General features: G+C 50.1%; 12 protein-coding genes and 8 tRNA genes. 4 read left to right on the forward strand and 16 right to left on the reverse strand.

Features of this window, described 5'->3' with window-relative positions; genetic code table 11:
• The first annotated feature begins 82 nt into the window (after positions 1-82).
• The 3 genes from C1714_RS11105 (at position 83) to C1714_RS11110 (ending at position 1,873) form a co-directional block, all read left to right on the forward strand.
• Positions 83-167, forward strand: a tRNA-Leu gene (locus tag C1714_RS11105).
• 197 nt (positions 168-364) lie between these two features.
• The gene (locus C1714_RS14105) at positions 365-541 is read left to right on the forward strand and encodes a hypothetical protein (RefSeq protein WP_167850037.1); all 177 of its coding nucleotides are present in this window, start codon (positions 365-367) and stop codon (positions 539-541) included.
• 591 nt (positions 542-1,132) lie between these two features.
• Complete coding sequence (locus tag C1714_RS11110; protein WP_102343325.1) at positions 1,133-1,873, forward strand: DUF3800 domain-containing protein; 741 nt, start codon at positions 1,133-1,135, stop codon at positions 1,871-1,873.
• 250 nt (positions 1,874-2,123) lie between these two features.
• Here the strand turns inward: C1714_RS11110 and C1714_RS11115 are convergent, their stop codons facing one another.
• From C1714_RS11115 to surE, 12 genes are all read right to left on the reverse strand, one after another.
• Positions 2,124-2,615 carry an HAD domain-containing protein gene (locus C1714_RS11115; protein WP_102343326.1) on the reverse strand — a complete coding sequence of 164 codons (492 nt, stop codon included), beginning with the start codon at positions 2,613-2,615 and terminating at the stop codon, positions 2,124-2,126.
• Positions 2,612-3,550 carry a carbohydrate kinase family protein gene (locus tag C1714_RS11120; RefSeq protein ID WP_102343327.1) on the reverse strand — a complete coding sequence of 313 codons (939 nt, stop codon included), beginning with the start codon at positions 3,548-3,550 and terminating at the stop codon, positions 2,612-2,614. The genes C1714_RS11115 and C1714_RS11120 overlap by 4 nt, the downstream gene beginning before the upstream one ends.
• Positions 3,551-3,586: 36 nt before the next feature.
• Entirely contained in the window at positions 3,587-3,925 is a 339-nt protein-coding gene (locus tag C1714_RS11125; RefSeq protein WP_102343328.1) for a hypothetical protein, read from the reverse strand.
• Between the two features lie 86 nt (positions 3,926-4,011).
• A tRNA-Phe gene (locus C1714_RS11130) sits at positions 4,012-4,087 on the reverse strand.
• Between the two features lies 1 nt (position 4,088).
• Positions 4,089-4,165 (reverse strand) — tRNA-Met (locus tag C1714_RS11135).
• Positions 4,166-4,193: 28 nt separating this feature from the next.
• Positions 4,194-4,284 (reverse strand) — tRNA-Ser (locus C1714_RS11140).
• A gap of 2 nt (positions 4,285-4,286) precedes the next feature.
• Positions 4,287-4,363: transfer RNA gene (locus tag C1714_RS11145), tRNA-Ile, on the reverse strand.
• Between the two features lie 29 nt (positions 4,364-4,392).
• Positions 4,393-4,469, reverse strand: a tRNA-Met gene (locus C1714_RS11150).
• 12 nt (positions 4,470-4,481) lie between these two features.
• A tRNA-Pro gene (locus C1714_RS11155) sits at positions 4,482-4,558 on the reverse strand.
• Between the two features lie 9 nt (positions 4,559-4,567).
• Positions 4,568-4,644: transfer RNA gene (locus C1714_RS11160), tRNA-Arg, on the reverse strand.
• Between the two features lie 90 nt (positions 4,645-4,734).
• Positions 4,735-7,287, reverse strand: coding sequence for an LTA synthase family protein (locus C1714_RS11165; RefSeq protein ID WP_167850038.1), 2,553 nt, complete (start codon positions 7,285-7,287; stop codon positions 4,735-4,737).
• A gap of 48 nt (positions 7,288-7,335) precedes the next feature.
• Positions 7,336-8,121, reverse strand: a complete 786-nt coding sequence (surE, locus tag C1714_RS11170; RefSeq protein WP_102343330.1) for a 5'/3'-nucleotidase SurE — start codon at positions 8,119-8,121, stop codon at positions 7,336-7,338.
• A gap of 35 nt (positions 8,122-8,156) precedes the next feature.
• Between surE and C1714_RS11175 the strand changes: the two genes are divergently transcribed.
• Positions 8,157-9,179 (forward strand): hypothetical protein, encoded by a 1,023-nt coding sequence (locus C1714_RS11175; RefSeq protein ID WP_102343331.1) that lies wholly within the window; start codon positions 8,157-8,159, stop codon positions 9,177-9,179.
• Here the strand turns inward: C1714_RS11175 and C1714_RS11180 are convergent.
• The 4 genes from C1714_RS11180 to C1714_RS11195 are packed head-to-tail and all read right to left on the reverse strand — an operon-like array spanning position 9,165 to position 15,036.
• Positions 9,165-10,760: a glycoside hydrolase family 36 protein gene (locus C1714_RS11180; RefSeq protein ID WP_167850039.1), complete on the reverse strand. Its 1,596-nt coding sequence runs from the start codon at positions 10,758-10,760 to the stop codon at positions 9,165-9,167. The two genes, C1714_RS11175 and C1714_RS11180, sit on opposite strands and share 15 nt — an antisense overlap.
• On the reverse strand, positions 10,729-12,114 hold the full coding sequence (locus tag C1714_RS11185; protein WP_102343333.1) for a glycoside-pentoside-hexuronide (GPH):cation symporter: 1,386 nt from the start codon (positions 12,112-12,114) through the stop codon (positions 10,729-10,731). The genes C1714_RS11180 and C1714_RS11185 overlap by 32 nt, the downstream gene beginning before the upstream one ends.
• Positions 12,115-12,116: 2 nt before the next feature.
• Complete coding sequence (locus C1714_RS11190) at positions 12,117-14,480, reverse strand: glycoside hydrolase family 2 protein (protein WP_102343334.1); 2,364 nt, start codon at positions 14,478-14,480, stop codon at positions 12,117-12,119.
• Entirely contained in the window at positions 14,458-15,036 is a 579-nt protein-coding gene (locus tag C1714_RS11195; protein WP_102343335.1) for a TetR/AcrR family transcriptional regulator, read from the reverse strand. Before C1714_RS11195 ends, C1714_RS11190 begins: the two co-directional genes overlap by 23 nt.
• Positions 15,037-15,103 lie beyond the last annotated feature (67 nt).

Genomic DNA, 15,103 nt, shown 5'->3' on the forward strand with positions numbered 1-15,103 from the left:
TTTGCGTGGATATTTTTTTTGCGGGAATGTAATTTTTTGCTGGACAAGGCCTGCAAACATTGGTATCTTATTACATGCACACGCGGATGTGGCGGAACTGGTAGACGCGCTGATTTCAGGGGTCAGTGGGGAGACTCGTGCAGATTCGAATTCTGTCATCCGCACCATAGATCAGAAGGTGGCTTAAATAAGCCACTTTTTCTTTTCATGGCCACATTTTGGGCACAATATCTTTGCCAATAGTTATTCGGAGTAAAACGATAGTCCGCCCTTCAACAGGAGAACGGGCTATCCTTAGCATTAGTCCAGCTTGAAGAACATAAATTTCAGCCAATATTGCAAAAGGATTGGAAGGAGAAGAAACATGAGTAATACGAAAGTAAGCCCGACTCAGAACATTGATTCCGAACTTCACCAGCAGGCAGCAGAGGAAAGGCCTAACAAGGTAACATTAGCAGCCATCGAATCCGCAGAAAACGACTTGGATCTTCATGGTCCTTTCTCCAGTATTGAAGAACTCATGAACGATCTCAATCTCTAAGAATTCAAAAAAATGCTATGATTTTAGTCACATCCCCGTTGTGAGGAATGGCTTTTTTAGTCACGAGAAATGAACCTGTTCGCAATCTTTTCTACGGAATCAACCAAATTTTCACTACTACATTAAGAACATCATTCTATATTTTTAACCACTGTGTGAATTTTTTGTAAGCGCTTTCAAACACGTTGCATTTATATCATATTCCTAATATCATGAAACAGTTCAAGGTTACCAGATGAGACTTGCTATCGAAGAATATTATGTTATTGAAACAATCATGTGCCCAATACATCGGTTGTCATAATGACGATTTTTGAAACATCAAACTTCAGGAGTACCTTCTAAACACCTTGCTTTACTGAAAAATATTGAGAAGAACTGGTTCGCACTACATTGCAAGTTAAATAAGTTATCCCGTAACATTTATTGACAGGAGAGTCTTTTAAAATCAGTGTTCACCTAATCGCTGATGCGTGCTTATGGTGTTATGTGAGGAGCCAAAATTGGTACCTGTCCTTTTCACTATTTCTCAATCCTATTTTTCATCTTCGATACACATATTTGTTAGGAAAGCGAATAGAAAGGGACAATATGACATCGAATAAAGATATTTCAACTGTATATATCGATGAATCTGGCGATTTAGGAATCAATAAAGGGACACAATGGTTCATTATTTCTGGTGCAATCATTTCTAAAGAGGATGAGAATAATTGTCTGAAAACTTTTCGGTCTATTCAAAATCAATTGAATATCAAGAAAATTCATCTCCGTGAAATCCGTGAATTTAACAAAAGAGCATTTGTTGTAAAGAAAACAAGCCTTGAAAACTTTACTTTCGTAAATGTAGTTATTGATACACGGAAGCTCACAATGACAGATTCTTCTCTAACATATAATTATGCCTGCAGATTGTTACTTGAAAGATGTTCATGGTATCTGAGAGACAACGCAAAAAAAGCTGATATTGTCCTTTCCTCTAGGGGAACCAGTCGAGACAATGAACTAATTAGATATATTCAACAGTCACTTATTGATACTGACAGTCCATCAATCAACATTGCAAGTGGTGTCTTCAACAGTGTATGTGCGATTTCCGCCGGTCAACGTACTATGCTTTCACTTCCGGACATATGTGCAACCAGCTTATTTGAAGCATATGAAAAGGACAGATTCGGATTTACATATCCTTGCTTCATCAAAATGTTGTCAGACAAAATGTACAAGTACAAAGGTGATTTAAAGAATTATGGAATCAAATATTTTAGTAGTGATATGGAACCGAATAATTCTCAAATCATTGGATGCAATCCGTGCTATCAAGGAAAATAAAAGAAGAGTCCCAGCATGACTACCATATCCAACAGGATACTGGCACAATGCCTTCATGTTTCCCTGGCGTTCCTCTTCTACTGAGAATATAGCATAGTTCTCAGTCAATAAATCAATTTTTTCAAACTGTGAGAAAAAATGCGAATTTCTATTTAACACTCTCAGCAGAAAATAGCTGCAAAAGCAGTGCTGTTCAGAAATTTTTTTATGACACCGTTTTACATGTGTGGTGTCACAGCGATGTCATTTCTTACCACCGGATCTTTTCAAGCACCTTCAAGGCTTCCTGGTCCAGTCCCCTTTCAAAATCGGTACGATAGGCAAATGGAGAGAGGAATTCCATCGGAAGATCATCAACGATCAGGAAACCGGTCAGATCTTTCTCCTTCGTGACATACTGAAGTATTTCTGAAGGTCTTCCCCTGGCTCCATTTTTCGGTGTCGTTCCAACGACTTCAATATCGCTGTCCAGACCGCCTTCCCGCAGATAGTTCTCGCAGCTCTTAAGCCCTTCATACCGCCACGAACTTGAAATGACAATCTTCAGATGCCGATCGTGGCACAGCTGATTGAGGTTCTTCATACACCTGCGGCTTGGCATCTGATAATCCGTCTTCAGCGCATCATCAAACGTATTGATGACACCATCAAAATCCAGGAACAGAAGATTGTCTTCCTTTCCCTTCTTCCGGTTCCATGCCATTTTTCTTCTGAGATAGAGAACGGTAAACTCTTCAATCATGAAAGATTCGCTTTCGGCTTCTTATGATCACTCATGATCCGCTCCACGAGCGCATCCTTGACAGCCTTCTTGTCCGCTTCCGTAAAGGCCCCATGGAACGCATGTGTCAGAAAGTCACGGCCAAAATAGACGCTGCCGGGCACGCTCAGCCCCGCAGCCCTTCCCGCCGCAAAAGCACCGCAGAACGTCTCAAAGGCTCCGGAGCCATCATCTGCCGGATTGATATCGATCGGAATGATACTGCCCTCATAGCCATCAAACAGATAAACTTCGCCGCTGTTCATTGTGACAAGCACCGCATTCTTCGTACGATCGGCTAACTTCTGTGCCCCGGCCTTAAGATCCTCTTCTTCCCCGGTCATCAACGACAGCTCTTCTTCTCTAAGAACAATAATCGGACACGCATCAAAGATCAGACCCAGCGTCCCCTTTTCCTGCACCGATCCCCGACCAAGCGGAATAAAGATCAGATTTTTGAGTTTCGAAAGACTGCTCAGCACATCGTCCCGCGTACTTCCATCGAGCATCGTACCGGCAACGATACTGCAGCGAACATCATCCGCCTTCAGATTTTTCAGACGCGCTATGGGAACCTCATATTCCGCCCCTGCCGCGCTCATTCCCGACACATTTCCTTTGCCATCAATGAATGTCCACGTACAGCCTGCCGTATCGCTGCTGCGCGAAGGAAGGGCAGTTCCAGCCGCTTTCAGAGCGTTATACACCGCATCTCCATATTCACCCGATCCAACGCAGCTCAGCCATTCCACCGGAAAATCCAGCACATGGAACACATTGGCAACCCACCAGCCAGCACCCGAGATCCGCGTCGAAGACGACTGAATGGCCGGCATATCTTCATTTCCCTTCGGAAGATGATCCACGTGCATCTCAAGATCAAGTTCTGTATCCGCAATCAACACTGTTTTCTTCATGTAAAAATTATACCCCTAACATCCTTTCCCTTCTGCTCAGGACATATCCCCAGCAGGCTTATTGATGCCTTTCGCCGCATCCGCGTAGTCCTGGATGTCTGCCGCATCATCATCCGTCGCCGCCTGTGCCTCATCCCTGATTGCGTAATAGGTTTCTTCAAACTGATCCCCAACAAGCTCTTCAATCTTCTCGGCAAAAAGTATATTCATATGAATATCAAAATCATGCTGCAGAAAGATATCAACGAGACAGCCAAGAACCGCATCCTGACCATCTTCCGATACACCTTCCCGCTCCATCACTTCCCGTATCTTCCGTATCCGATCCAGAACAACACGCTGCCCTTCACTGATCGGTGTAAGCTGCTTCGCCATAGAACCTCCTGCCTTCCCTTGACTATCTGAGTATATAAAAAACCTCTGATTTCTGTACATTCATACAGAGATCAGAGATTTCTTAATGGTGGCCCCAGGCAGGATTGAACTGCCGACACCGGCATTTTCAGTGCCGTGCTCTACCAACTGAGCTACAGGGCCATGGTTGCGAGGGAAGGATTTGAACCAACGACCTCCGGGTTATGGGCCCGACGAGCTACCAGGCTGCTCTACCTCGCGATAAGAAAGAAACATTTGAATCAAGATATGGCGGAGGAACTGGGATTCGAACCCAGGCGCCACTTGCATGACCTGCCGGTTTTCAAGACCGGTCCCTTCAACCACTTGGGTATTCCTCCACTGGTGGACCCTGAAGGACTCGAACCTTCGACCGGTCGGTTATGGGCCGACAGCTCTAACCGATTGAGCTAAGGGTCCAATCGATCTGATCTGGTTGCCAATAAAGATGGTAGCGAGGGTGAGACTCGAACTCACGATCTTCCGGGTATGAACCGACAGCTCTAGCCAACTGAGCTACCTCGCCATGTTCAATCACTGGTCGGGATGACAGGATTCGAACCTGCGACCCCTTGATCCCAAATCAAGTGCACTACCAAGCTGTGCCACATCCCGATAGAAATATGGTGCGCCGAACAGGAGTCGAACCCGCAACCTTTTGATTCGTAGTCAAATGCTCTATCCAGTTGAGCTATCGGCGCATCTGCACATCAAAATCAGTGCTTAATTATCCTAGCAAACCCACCTCCCATTTGCAAGGAGAAATTTCACTGATTCTGCGTGCACCGCAATCACGGATTTCCATACAGAATATTCTCGTTATAGAAGTCCGAATGCATTGAGAACTGATTGTCCATGTAGTCCTTGCCCTTCAGTTCCAGCAGCGTTTCCGTATCGGAATACAGATCCGTCCCAAGGCCGAGCCGGTTCCCTTCAATGTCCGCACCAAGCGCAGACAGCGTCGTCGGGAAGAGATCAATCGTCGCAAACGTACGTTTCTCCGCCGGTTTCTCCTTGGCACCGTTGATGATATTGACATAGGTCTTGCGCTGGTAGCCTTCCGGCATATCGGAATAATAGTTATCATCCATGCACAGATGATCCCCGCTCAGCACAATCACCGTATCCTTGCCCCAGGGCTGCTCCTGTACCCACTGCACAAATTCCGAAACCTTCTTGCTCGAACATGCAAGCACATTGCTGTACTGGTCCGCATACGTATCCGGGCAGTCCTCACACAGCCACCCGTTGGTAAAATGCGTATCCACCGTCAGAATCGTCAGATTGAACGGCTCGTCCTGCGAAGCCAGCTGCGTCGCATCATCCTTGGCAAATTCAAAGAGCTTCGCATCCTCATAGCCCCACCAGACAAAGTAGTTCCATGGGATCAGACCCTGATTCTTTGCATAGTAGTAGTCATGGATCGTAAAGTTGCCGTGCTGCTTAAAGTACTCGGCACGGTTGCCGAACTCCGCATCCGATCCAAGCAGGAATTCCTGGTTGTAGCCCTGCTCCTTCAGGATATCGCCCAGCGTCGTTGCGCCCGGCATGAATTCCGAAATGTTTCCGCGCTTGTTGGAGAAGGAATTGCTCAGCTTCAGCGGCAGACCGCTGGTCTGTGACACGATGCCGGCAATCGTCCAGGTACCGTTGGTCAGCGGGATACCGCCATTGAGCGTCGTACTGGAAGAGCCGTTGAAGCAGTTATTGGCCAGCGCCAGATCCGTCAACTCCGGAATCGCATTGAACGTCTTTCCGCCACCGACACTTTCATCCGCCGCCGAAATCTCCATCGACTCCATGAAGATATAGATCAGGTTCTTCTTCTCCTCGGGGAACGTGATGTTTGCCGTCGAGGGATCTACATAATACTCATCAAATACTTCCGCATTGATGTTCTGATTCGTCAGATAGTCGTAGACGCTGTAGCGCCACCAGAAGCTGTCAATCACAATGGCCCCGACCACAATGCCGGCAATGACCGTTGCCCAGCGCAGACCGTAGATCCACCGGATCCGTACCGTCCACTTCCCCTTTTCCGGATTTTTCTTGAGATGAATGAAGATCAGCAGCAGCACAATGCCAATGCCCAGCAGAATGCCGCCGACCATGCCCAGCTCAATGAAGAGATCCTTGAAATCGCCCCAGTTTGTACCGTTCAGATTGGTATTCATATGGAATGCCAGCTGATCAATGCTCACATCCGAAAATTCAGCGATCAGATACTGATAGCCAACCCACATCAGCCCAGGCAGAACCATAAAGAGAAGCACCGGGATCTGCTTCAGAACCAGCGTCCACGTCTTCATCGGCTTTCCGGAAGAAAGCACCCTGTCCATGTTTCTGAGATCCAGCCACAGCAGTATCAGAGCCTCCGCACCGGCAAGATACACCATCCGGAACACGGCCGCCACCTGGTCATAGCGCACCTGCAGCTGCTCCAGAAACGACGCATTGATGACGGTCGAATACACCGTATAGAACGCCTCATCATTGCGCGTCATCGTCACATCGGTGCTGTTGGTGTTGTAGGTGACCGAATCAATCAGCGTCCCCTCCTCAGGGTCATAAACCATGACATTGAGACCGTTGCGGTTGCCGCTGACATTCTTACCGTCAATCAGAATCGACGAACGGTTGCCATCATAGATGCCGGCACTGGTCATGTAGAAACGGTGCCCGTTGATTGACTCATAGTGCGTATCACTCTCACGGCCGACATAGGAATAGGTCTTGCCGTCATAGGCATAGGCCACATAGGAATCATTCACCTTGCCGTCCAGCGGCGTCGTCGTGATGCCGACCGACTTCAGCGCCGCATCCATCTCTTCCGTAAAGCCCGTCTTGCCATTGCCCTTAACGGAGAAGATGAGCATCTTGTCCGCATACTTCGCCACCAGCTGCGGCAGCGTCATATCGGTAAAGTATTCATTCTCCGGATGTGAAAACGACTTCTCCGCATAGGAAGAAAGGCTGTCCGTATCAAAGTACTTGATCCACTGCACACCCCAGTAGTAATAGGCACCAATCGATTCCTTTTCCGACGTCACCGTGACGCTGTCCGCCTGCTTCGAGCCAAGCGATACCTCGACGCATGCATCATTGGTAGCCGTTTTGCCCTCTTTGCCTGTACGCTCGGTGCCATCCATGTCCGCCGTCACCGAAAGGACACGGTCCGTATTGCCATAGCTCTGCGAACTCTCCGGGATAAAAAACTGCAGACGGCCGGGCCGCGGCACAAAGGCCAGCACCAGACACAGCGCAATCAGAACCCCAAGAACCAGATCCCGCACCCGGATCTCAACAGAGTGATTTTTCATAAACTTTTCATCAACTTTACTCACGTGCATTATCCTAATACGAAAAAAATCCGGAATCAAATCCGGATCCGATCACTGATAGTTCTTGAAGATATCGCGCCACAACTTCAACGCAAGCCCCGCCGTATCCCCGAACCGGTTCAGCGGCGTCACCGATACATAGTGGCGCCCAATGGCTGCAACATCACTGTCAATAGCGGCATCTTTCATATCCGGAACCGGCCCCAGCGGCCGCAGGATCGTGACAATTCCACCCTCTTCTTTTGTCTTGAGCTTTCTTCCATAATCGAAGATGCCGCCGACAACTGTTCCTTCGATCCCTTCAACTTTTCCCTTGGGAACATTGACATTTAGCAGATAGGAAGAACAGTCCGGATCCTGAAGATATGTATCCAAAAGCTTTTCAGCACACTGTGCCGCCGCACCGTAGTCCCCGTGTTCCATATCATAGTCATCCAGCGACACCGCCATCGCCGGCACACCGAGAAACAGCCCTTCCATCGCCGCCGCCACCGTCCCGCTGTAGGCAATGTCCGAAGCCGTATTCCAGCCCGCATTGATGCCGGACACGACGCAGTCAAATTTCACATCTGCAAACAGTCCGTTGATTCCGACATAGGTACAGTCCGCCGGCGTGCCGTCAACACGGTACGCCGCCCTGGTGCCGGCGAGCTCAGCGGGAAAGGCATGCAGATCCTTCAGGAAATAGGTCACCCGATGCGAGCTGGCGGAACGCTGCCGATCCGGAGCGCAGGCATAGACGTCAAAGGTTTTCCCCAGATGCCTGGCAAGAATCTGGATTCCCCGGGCATCCAGGCCATCATCGTTTACAAGCAATATCCGTTTTCTATTTTCCATGCGTAGATTCTAGCAGAGGGCGCTATAATCCAACCATGAAGATTATCAATACGCCGGAGATTTCCGCCTTCCTCAGCCGCTGCTGGAACAATCTCTACAAAGACAGCCAGAATTCCTTTCTTGATCGCAGAGTCACAGAGAAAAATGAAACCGCAGTCAAAAAAAAGCTGCAGGCCGCAGGTCAGCAGGAATTCAACGGCCCGATCGAACGCTGGCCGCATCTTTTGATCGACGCGAATGAATGGGAAAACAGTCCCTACCATCAGAGTGTTCATCTGGATCATATTTCGAGTCATTCGATTACCTATGAAGAAGAAACGATTCTTGGCGGACGGCTGTTCAATCTTGAGGCCATTCAGCCGGATCATAACCGGGAGCTGGCAGACTGGATGAAACTGCGTGCACTGAGCCATGACACAAAGGCGGTGTACCTGCTTCAAAACGGTGAAGACTGGATGCTCGATGCTCCGGGAGAAGCCGCAACCAACAATCCACCCGCAATGGCCGCCCACGGAAACGTACTGACGTTCGGGCTTGGCATCGGATATTTTCTTTTCATGGCAGCGAAAAATCCGAAGGTACATTCCATCACCGTCATTGAACGCGATCCGGATGTCATCGCTCTTTTTGAGAAAGATATTTTTCCGCAGATGAAGGATTCCGTTGCCGTTCCTGTTTCGATTGTACGGGGCAATGCCTTTGACTACTGGAACGAAACGTATCTGTCCTCCTTTGACTTTGTCTATACCGATATCTGGCGCAGCAGTGACGATGGCCTTGAAATCATGATGCACCTGCTGGAGCAGTACAATCCAACGGTTGAATCCTGGTTCTGGATCGAAGACAGCATCATTGAACCGGTACGGACAGCGATCTTCCTTCATTTCGTCGAACTCGCCGAGCACCGTACGATCCAGCCCGCTTCTGCCTATGCCTTATACACAAAAAAGGTACGGAACTACTTCCGTACCCGCAATGAAACAATTGATTCCGTCAATGCCTTAAAGGATCTTCTTTATGACCGCACAATTATGCGAAAGATCCTAGCCCAGCATTGAGTCGTGGTGGAACAGCAGCTCCGCCTGATCCTTTCCATCCAGGGAATAATGAATCAGGATTCCCTTCTTCAGCACCTGCACATCCTGGACTTCTGCCGCGGCAAGATGACGCAGTTCTTTTAATTGTGCCTTTGCCTCTTCGCTGTAGGAGCCGGGATCATCGGAAATCAGATGCACACTCCCCAGCAGCGCATCGGCCCTTGCCAGATCCCTCTTTCTGTCTGCCGCGATCCTGAGGTTGTCGCTGCGCAGATAGAACACATCGGGATCATTGCGGAAGAAGCGATCATTCAGTTCAAAGCGCGAGATCGTGTTCATCACCGAATGCCAGGTGGAATTGCGCTCCCGATGCATCGCATGCATGTACAGCGGATCGTCCCAGTCCAGGCTCACATCGCAGCCAATGCGGCAGTACGACGTAACGCCGAATGCCGGCATCAGCGGGACGCCGCAGCCGAGAATCGCATGATCCCCGCAGCACTCCTTCAGCAGGTTCATGGCCCGATACATTCTGCCGGCACGCGATTCTGTACCATAGCTGAACGGTGCCGCCGAGTACAGGAAATCCAGCTTCACCAGATCCACATCCCAGTCTTCAAATACGACGCGGAAGGTTTCCCTGATGAAGTCTCTTACTTCCGGCAGATCGATATTGAGACCATAGAAGCCGCCCCAGTTGCCACCGGCAAGCCAGGGACTGCCGTCTTCATTCTTCAGCACCCAGTCGGGATGAAGGCTGTACAGATCACTGTCTTTCTGGACAGAGAACGGAGCCAGCCAGAGACCCGCCGTAAAGCCGGCCGAGTGGATGTCATCCATCAGCCTGCGCATCCCGGAAGAAAAGGTATCCGGCTTTGGCTGCCAGTCACCAACGGCCCTCTCCCAGCCATCATCGACCTGAAACAGATCACCTTTTTCAAATACCTTCTCACAGCCACTGAGATCCTGGCGCATCGTCTCTTCACTGATGTTCTGATACCGGTTGTACCAGGAACTGTAGCCGAAGATCACCGGCGCCTGAAGCGGCGGAAGGTTCAGCTTCTGATGCCAGAGATCATAGACATTTGCCTTGTTTCCTTCCGCAAGCAGAAGATCCAGGAACGGATGTTCTCCCGCTTCACTCTGTGGCGCATAGTCCTTGGAAATCAGGATGCGGTTTGTTTCATTGTCATAGCGAATGACAGTGTAGCCGTTTTCTTCATTCAGCGATCCAACAAAAAGAACACTTCCATCCGCTTTCTGAACATAACCGAACGATTCGCCAGCGAACTGTCCACTCTTCGCATCGCGCTCCACAAAGGAATAATCCCCATAGGAAGAAAAGGCATACTTTCTCTCAAGAAACTTCGGAATCTGAGCGATCCCGTACTGCTTCGTACCGGGACGGGATAGGGGACACCAGCTCCAGCTCTGATAGCCGTTTAGAAATACGTATTCCGGCTGAAACGAAAGATCAATCTCCGCATAGAGAACAGCTGCCGCTCCCTCTTCGCTTACAGCCTTCAAATGAATTTCCTGCTCTTGGGTTTCCCCTGAAGAAAGGATGCGGTTATTCTGACGCAGAATCCACTTCAGTTTCATGCCTGCCCTCCTTAATCTCTTCACTGATTTGAGCCGCATAGTCATCGGTAAGACGGAATTTTTTCACGAAGAACAACAGCGCGACGAAGAGAAGAATGATCGGCCCAATCGTCATCAACAGACGCAGACCGATGATCGCATCCGTTGACTGCACCTTCTCGATGCCAATCGCATCGAGACCGATGCCGCAGATGAATACGGCAAAGCCGCTCGCCGCCTTGACGACGAATGTCTGCATCGAGAAGATGACCGACTCCTCGCGTCTGCCGCTTCTGTATTCGCCATAGTCAACGGTATTGGACAGGAAGACCGTCGTCAGAATCGTAAGAATTCCGTTTGCCGCAAACACCAGGAAGGCCGGAACCAGAAGTTCACCAACCTTAAGCTCAGCCACAACAAAGGTCGTCCCAAGAAGAATGCCATAGCCCGCAATCGCCGCCAAAAGACACAGCCGGAAGATCTGCGTATTGGACCACTTCTTTCGCAGAAGCGGGTACAGAATCATCATGCCGAGAATCTGACTCGCGCCGCCAACCGTCGAGAATACGGTATAGGCATTCTGCCAGTCCGAGCCGCCAAGATCATACTTGAAGAAATAAAGGATCAGGTTGCTCGTAATGTAGAGAGCCGAATTCACAAGGATGATCGTCAGTGCCGTCACCATCGCCTGATCATTATGGAACAGCGAATGGAACATGGAACGTACCGTAACGGCTTCGGACTTCTTTTCCTGCGCCGCTTCACCCTTGGGCAGACGGCGGACCAGAATCCATTCAAAGATCACAAACAGCACCGCAACGATCAGCGCATAGCGCCCAAAGCCCGTCCGCTCCGTGCCACTGCCGAGCATCTTGACGATCAAAGGCGTACCCACGGTCACGATCGCATTGCCCACACCGGCACACGTACGTCCAACGACGCTCATCTCTTCCCGATCCTTGCCCGAAACGGTCAGGGTCGGAATCAGGCTCCAGAACGGAATGTCCATCATCGTATAGGTCACGCCCCAAAGCACATAGACGATCGGAAAATATACCAGCAGACCGGCCGCCGAAAGATCCGGCGCCTTGAACAGCGCATAGAGCACAACTGCGTTCAGCACCGTCCCCGAAAAGATCCATGGCGCAAAGCGGCCCCATTTACTGTGGGTCTTCTGAACCAGAATCCCCATCAGCGGGTCGTTCAGCGCATCAAAGATACGCGCCGCCATCAGCACCGCACCGACAAACGTCGCCGACATGCCGAGAATGTCCTGGTAGTAATACAGCACATAGCCCGATGACAGTGCATAGACCATGTCCTTGCCTATGGCACCGATTCCAAACGCCGCCTTCAGCTTTGTTTCGTCCTTCATGATCAGTTCTCCTTCGTAACTTCCATATTCACCGTGACCGGCTCCAGTCCCGAAGCCCTCACAATGACTGCCGTACTGCCGCTGACGCCTGTTGTTTTAAGATAGCTGCCGCACATGCCGCCTTCGGCCGTAAAGGTAGAAGGTCCAATCACTTCCAGAACATTCGGATTCACGACAGTTACCGTGACCGGAAGCTGACAATAGGATGCGACTGTCCCGTATTCATCTTTGATCTGAATGCGAAGCGCACTGACATCGTATGTATCCCCTTCAATAAGATGGCTGCTCGAGCAGGTGACTTCCAGGTGCAGCTGATGACCGGGCCCCTTCTTCACCTGCTTGACGACCTTGCCATTTCGGATCGCATCAAAGCGCCAGATGATCGCATCGCTTCCCCAGCCGCCGGCATAGATGCCGTAGAGCCGTGCCGCTTCCTTCATGGTCATATGGTTGACCGCCATCAGCTTCGCTGCCTTTGCCTTGATGGAAAGCGGAAGCCGGTCCATGCCGTATTTCTGAAAAGCCAGGAGACAGGCGACCACGTCCTTTGCCACCGAAGGATCCATGCCTTCCTTTTCTTCCAGAAGATGGCCGATCGTATCATCGATCCGGATCGGCGGATGTTTCAGCCCCGCCGAAGGATCCGGATAGAACGACTTCACAAAGTCATCGTTGCGGTACAGCTTCACTTCATCCGCATTGGTGAAGGCATAAAAGTCACCGATATATCCCGCCGGATAATCACCGATATTCATCGACGAGCTGATCTCAAGCACCGGTTCCTCTTCCTGCTGCGAAGCATAGACAGCCGCCGCCAGTTTCGGGTTGCGGAAACTGTCAAGGACGCCATGGTAACAGATCCGGTCACCGGATCCGAAATCCTTGTGCGTCGCATAATCAAACATGCACCAGGCGATACATCCGATATGTGTATGATCCTTCATGGCCGCGTCAAGTACGCGGGCATGCCTTAGTGCATGTTCCTGACGATGGAGCGCGTCGTCCCAGCTCTTCGTCGGGAACATGTGGCCGTTGCATTCGGATATGAGCAATGGTGCTTCTTCCTTCGTCACTTCCTTCTTGGAAAGCGCACCTTTGCCGGTCCCGTTGTAGGAGAAATCATTGAAGGCATACACATCCTCCAGCAAATGGCTGTTCTGCAGATAGCGGACGCCGCTGGTCGGACGCGAAGGATCGAGGGAATGCGCGATCCGGTTGGTTACGGCATAGAAATCATCATCATCCTGCGACTCATTGATGCGCACGCCCCAGAGAATGATCGACGGATGGTTGCGGTACTGCTTCACCATTTCTTCGGTATTGGTCATCGCTGTCTGTTTCCAGGACTGATTGCCGATGTGCTGCCAGCCGGGGATTTCCGTAAACACAAGCAGACCGAGCCGGTCACAGGCATCGATAAAGTATTGGGACTGGGGATAGTGCGAGGTGCGTACCGTATTGACATGAAGCTCCTCTTTCAAAATCCGCGCATCCTCTTCCTGCATCGAAGATGGCATCGCATAGCCCACATATGGATAGGACTGGTGACGGTTCAGGCCGCGCAGGAAAACGCGCTCCTCATTGATGTAAATCCAGTCATCGTTCACATTGTCACTGCAGGCCCCCAGACGAATCGAGCGGAAGCCAAAGATATAGGTGCGCACATCTTCGCCATACATCACTTTCAGTGTGTACAGTTTTGGATGATCCGGGCTCCAAAGCTGTGCGTCCGGGACATTGAACTCCTGTATCGCTGCACCGGTATCATCTTTATGAAGCGCAAGGCATTGATTGGTCTGCGGATCCATGACCGCTAAGGAAAGCGGTTGTGTCCCTGTGCCTGCATAGGTTAACTCGACCCGCAGATGCCGATACATATCCGCCAGGATAAACGCATCCTGAACATGACTGAGGGGGCAGATCTCGAGCCACACATCCCGGTACAATCCCCCATAGCAGAGATAATCAATCACAAAGCCAAACGGCGGAATCGAGGGATCCTCCCGCGTATCCAGACGGATCGTCAACAGATTGTCCCCATCTTTAAGCGCCTTCGTAAGATCAATCGCAAAGGCCGTATAGCCGCAATGATGCGAGCCAAGCAGCGCCCCGTTGAGATAAACCTGTGCCTGATGCGCGGCACCGTCCACATGCAGGATGAAGCTCATCCCTTCTTCTTTATGAACATTTAATCGCCGCTGGTAAACGAATTCACCTGCATACATCGAAGGATCCGCATTGTGAAGAGGAACCTCTTTCACCGTATGCGGAAGACGGACCGGTGAAAGTGTCGCATCATACACCGTGCGGCACGAATCATCCCAGGTTCCAAAACGCCAGTCATTATTGAGCATTACTTTCTGCATCGTGTACCATCAATCCTTTCATAAAAATATCAACCATACTGTCCAGGGCTTCGTGATATTTCACCCCTGCCCGTTCCAGTTCATTGCTGGAAACAAAGTATTCAAGATCCGCCGTCGCAATCAGCCGGAACACCTTCAGGTTGACGGGGCGGATTTTTCCCTGGGCAACGCCTTCTTCCATCAGCGCAATGATCGGCTCCCAGCCGTCTTCCAGATGGCGCCGCAAATCCTGTGCAATCTTTGGATATTTTTCACCAAGTTCATTGAGCTTTGAAAAGTCCAGTTTCTGATACACATCCGGAAATGCGACCAGTACCTTGGCCAGCTTTTCTTCCAGCGGAAGATCACTCTTCAGGATTTCTTCCTTCGTATGCTGAATCTGCTCAAAGCCGTACGTCAATAACCCGCTCAGCAGATCCTCCTTCGAAGGATAAAAGCGGTAAATGGTCTTCTTCGCCCGATGAAGCTGAACAGCCACATCGTCCATCGTAAAATGAAGCCCTTTCTCATGAAACAGCTCCGTTGCGGCGGAAAGTATCTCTTCTCTTACATCCATGATGACCTCGTTAGGAAACTATCAAACCTATTACAGTTTCCATCATAGTCAAACGTAAGCGCTTACG

Origin of the sequence: Galactobacillus timonensis (assembly GCF_900240265.1) — a bacterium.
Lineage (GTDB): Bacteria > Bacillota_I > Bacilli_A > Erysipelotrichales > Erysipelotrichaceae > Bulleidia > Bulleidia timonensis.

Bases quoted from the DNA above. Each gene is read 5' to 3' on its own strand.
- C1714_RS14105 (WP_167850037.1), top strand. From the start codon at position 365: ATGAGTAATACGAAAGTAAGCCCGACTCAGAACATTGATTCCGAACTT.
- C1714_RS11110 (WP_102343325.1), top strand. From the start codon at position 1,133: ATGACATCGAATAAAGATATTTCAACTGTATATATCGATGAATCTGGC.
- C1714_RS11115 (WP_102343326.1), bottom strand. From the start codon at position 2,615: ATGATTGAAGAGTTTACCGTTCTCTATCTCAGAAGAAAAATGGCATGG.
- C1714_RS11120 (WP_102343327.1), bottom strand. From the start codon at position 3,550: ATGAAGAAAACAGTGTTGATTGCGGATACAGAACTTGATCTTGAGATG.
- C1714_RS11125 (WP_102343328.1), bottom strand. From the start codon at position 3,925: ATGGCGAAGCAGCTTACACCGATCAGTGAAGGGCAGCGTGTTGTTCTG.
- surE (WP_102343330.1), bottom strand. From the start codon at position 8,121: ATGGAAAATAGAAAACGGATATTGCTTGTAAACGATGATGGCCTGGAT.
- C1714_RS11175 (WP_102343331.1), top strand. From the start codon at position 8,157: ATGAAGATTATCAATACGCCGGAGATTTCCGCCTTCCTCAGCCGCTGC.
- C1714_RS11180 (WP_167850039.1), bottom strand. From the start codon at position 10,760: ATGAAACTGAAGTGGATTCTGCGTCAGAATAACCGCATCCTTTCTTCA.
- C1714_RS11185 (WP_102343333.1), bottom strand. From the start codon at position 12,114: ATGAAGGACGAAACAAAGCTGAAGGCGGCGTTTGGAATCGGTGCCATA.
- C1714_RS11190 (WP_102343334.1), bottom strand. From the start codon at position 14,480: ATGCAGAAAGTAATGCTCAATAATGACTGGCGTTTTGGAACCTGGGAT.
- C1714_RS11195 (WP_102343335.1), bottom strand. From the start codon at position 15,036: ATGGATGTAAGAGAAGAGATACTTTCCGCCGCAACGGAGCTGTTTCAT.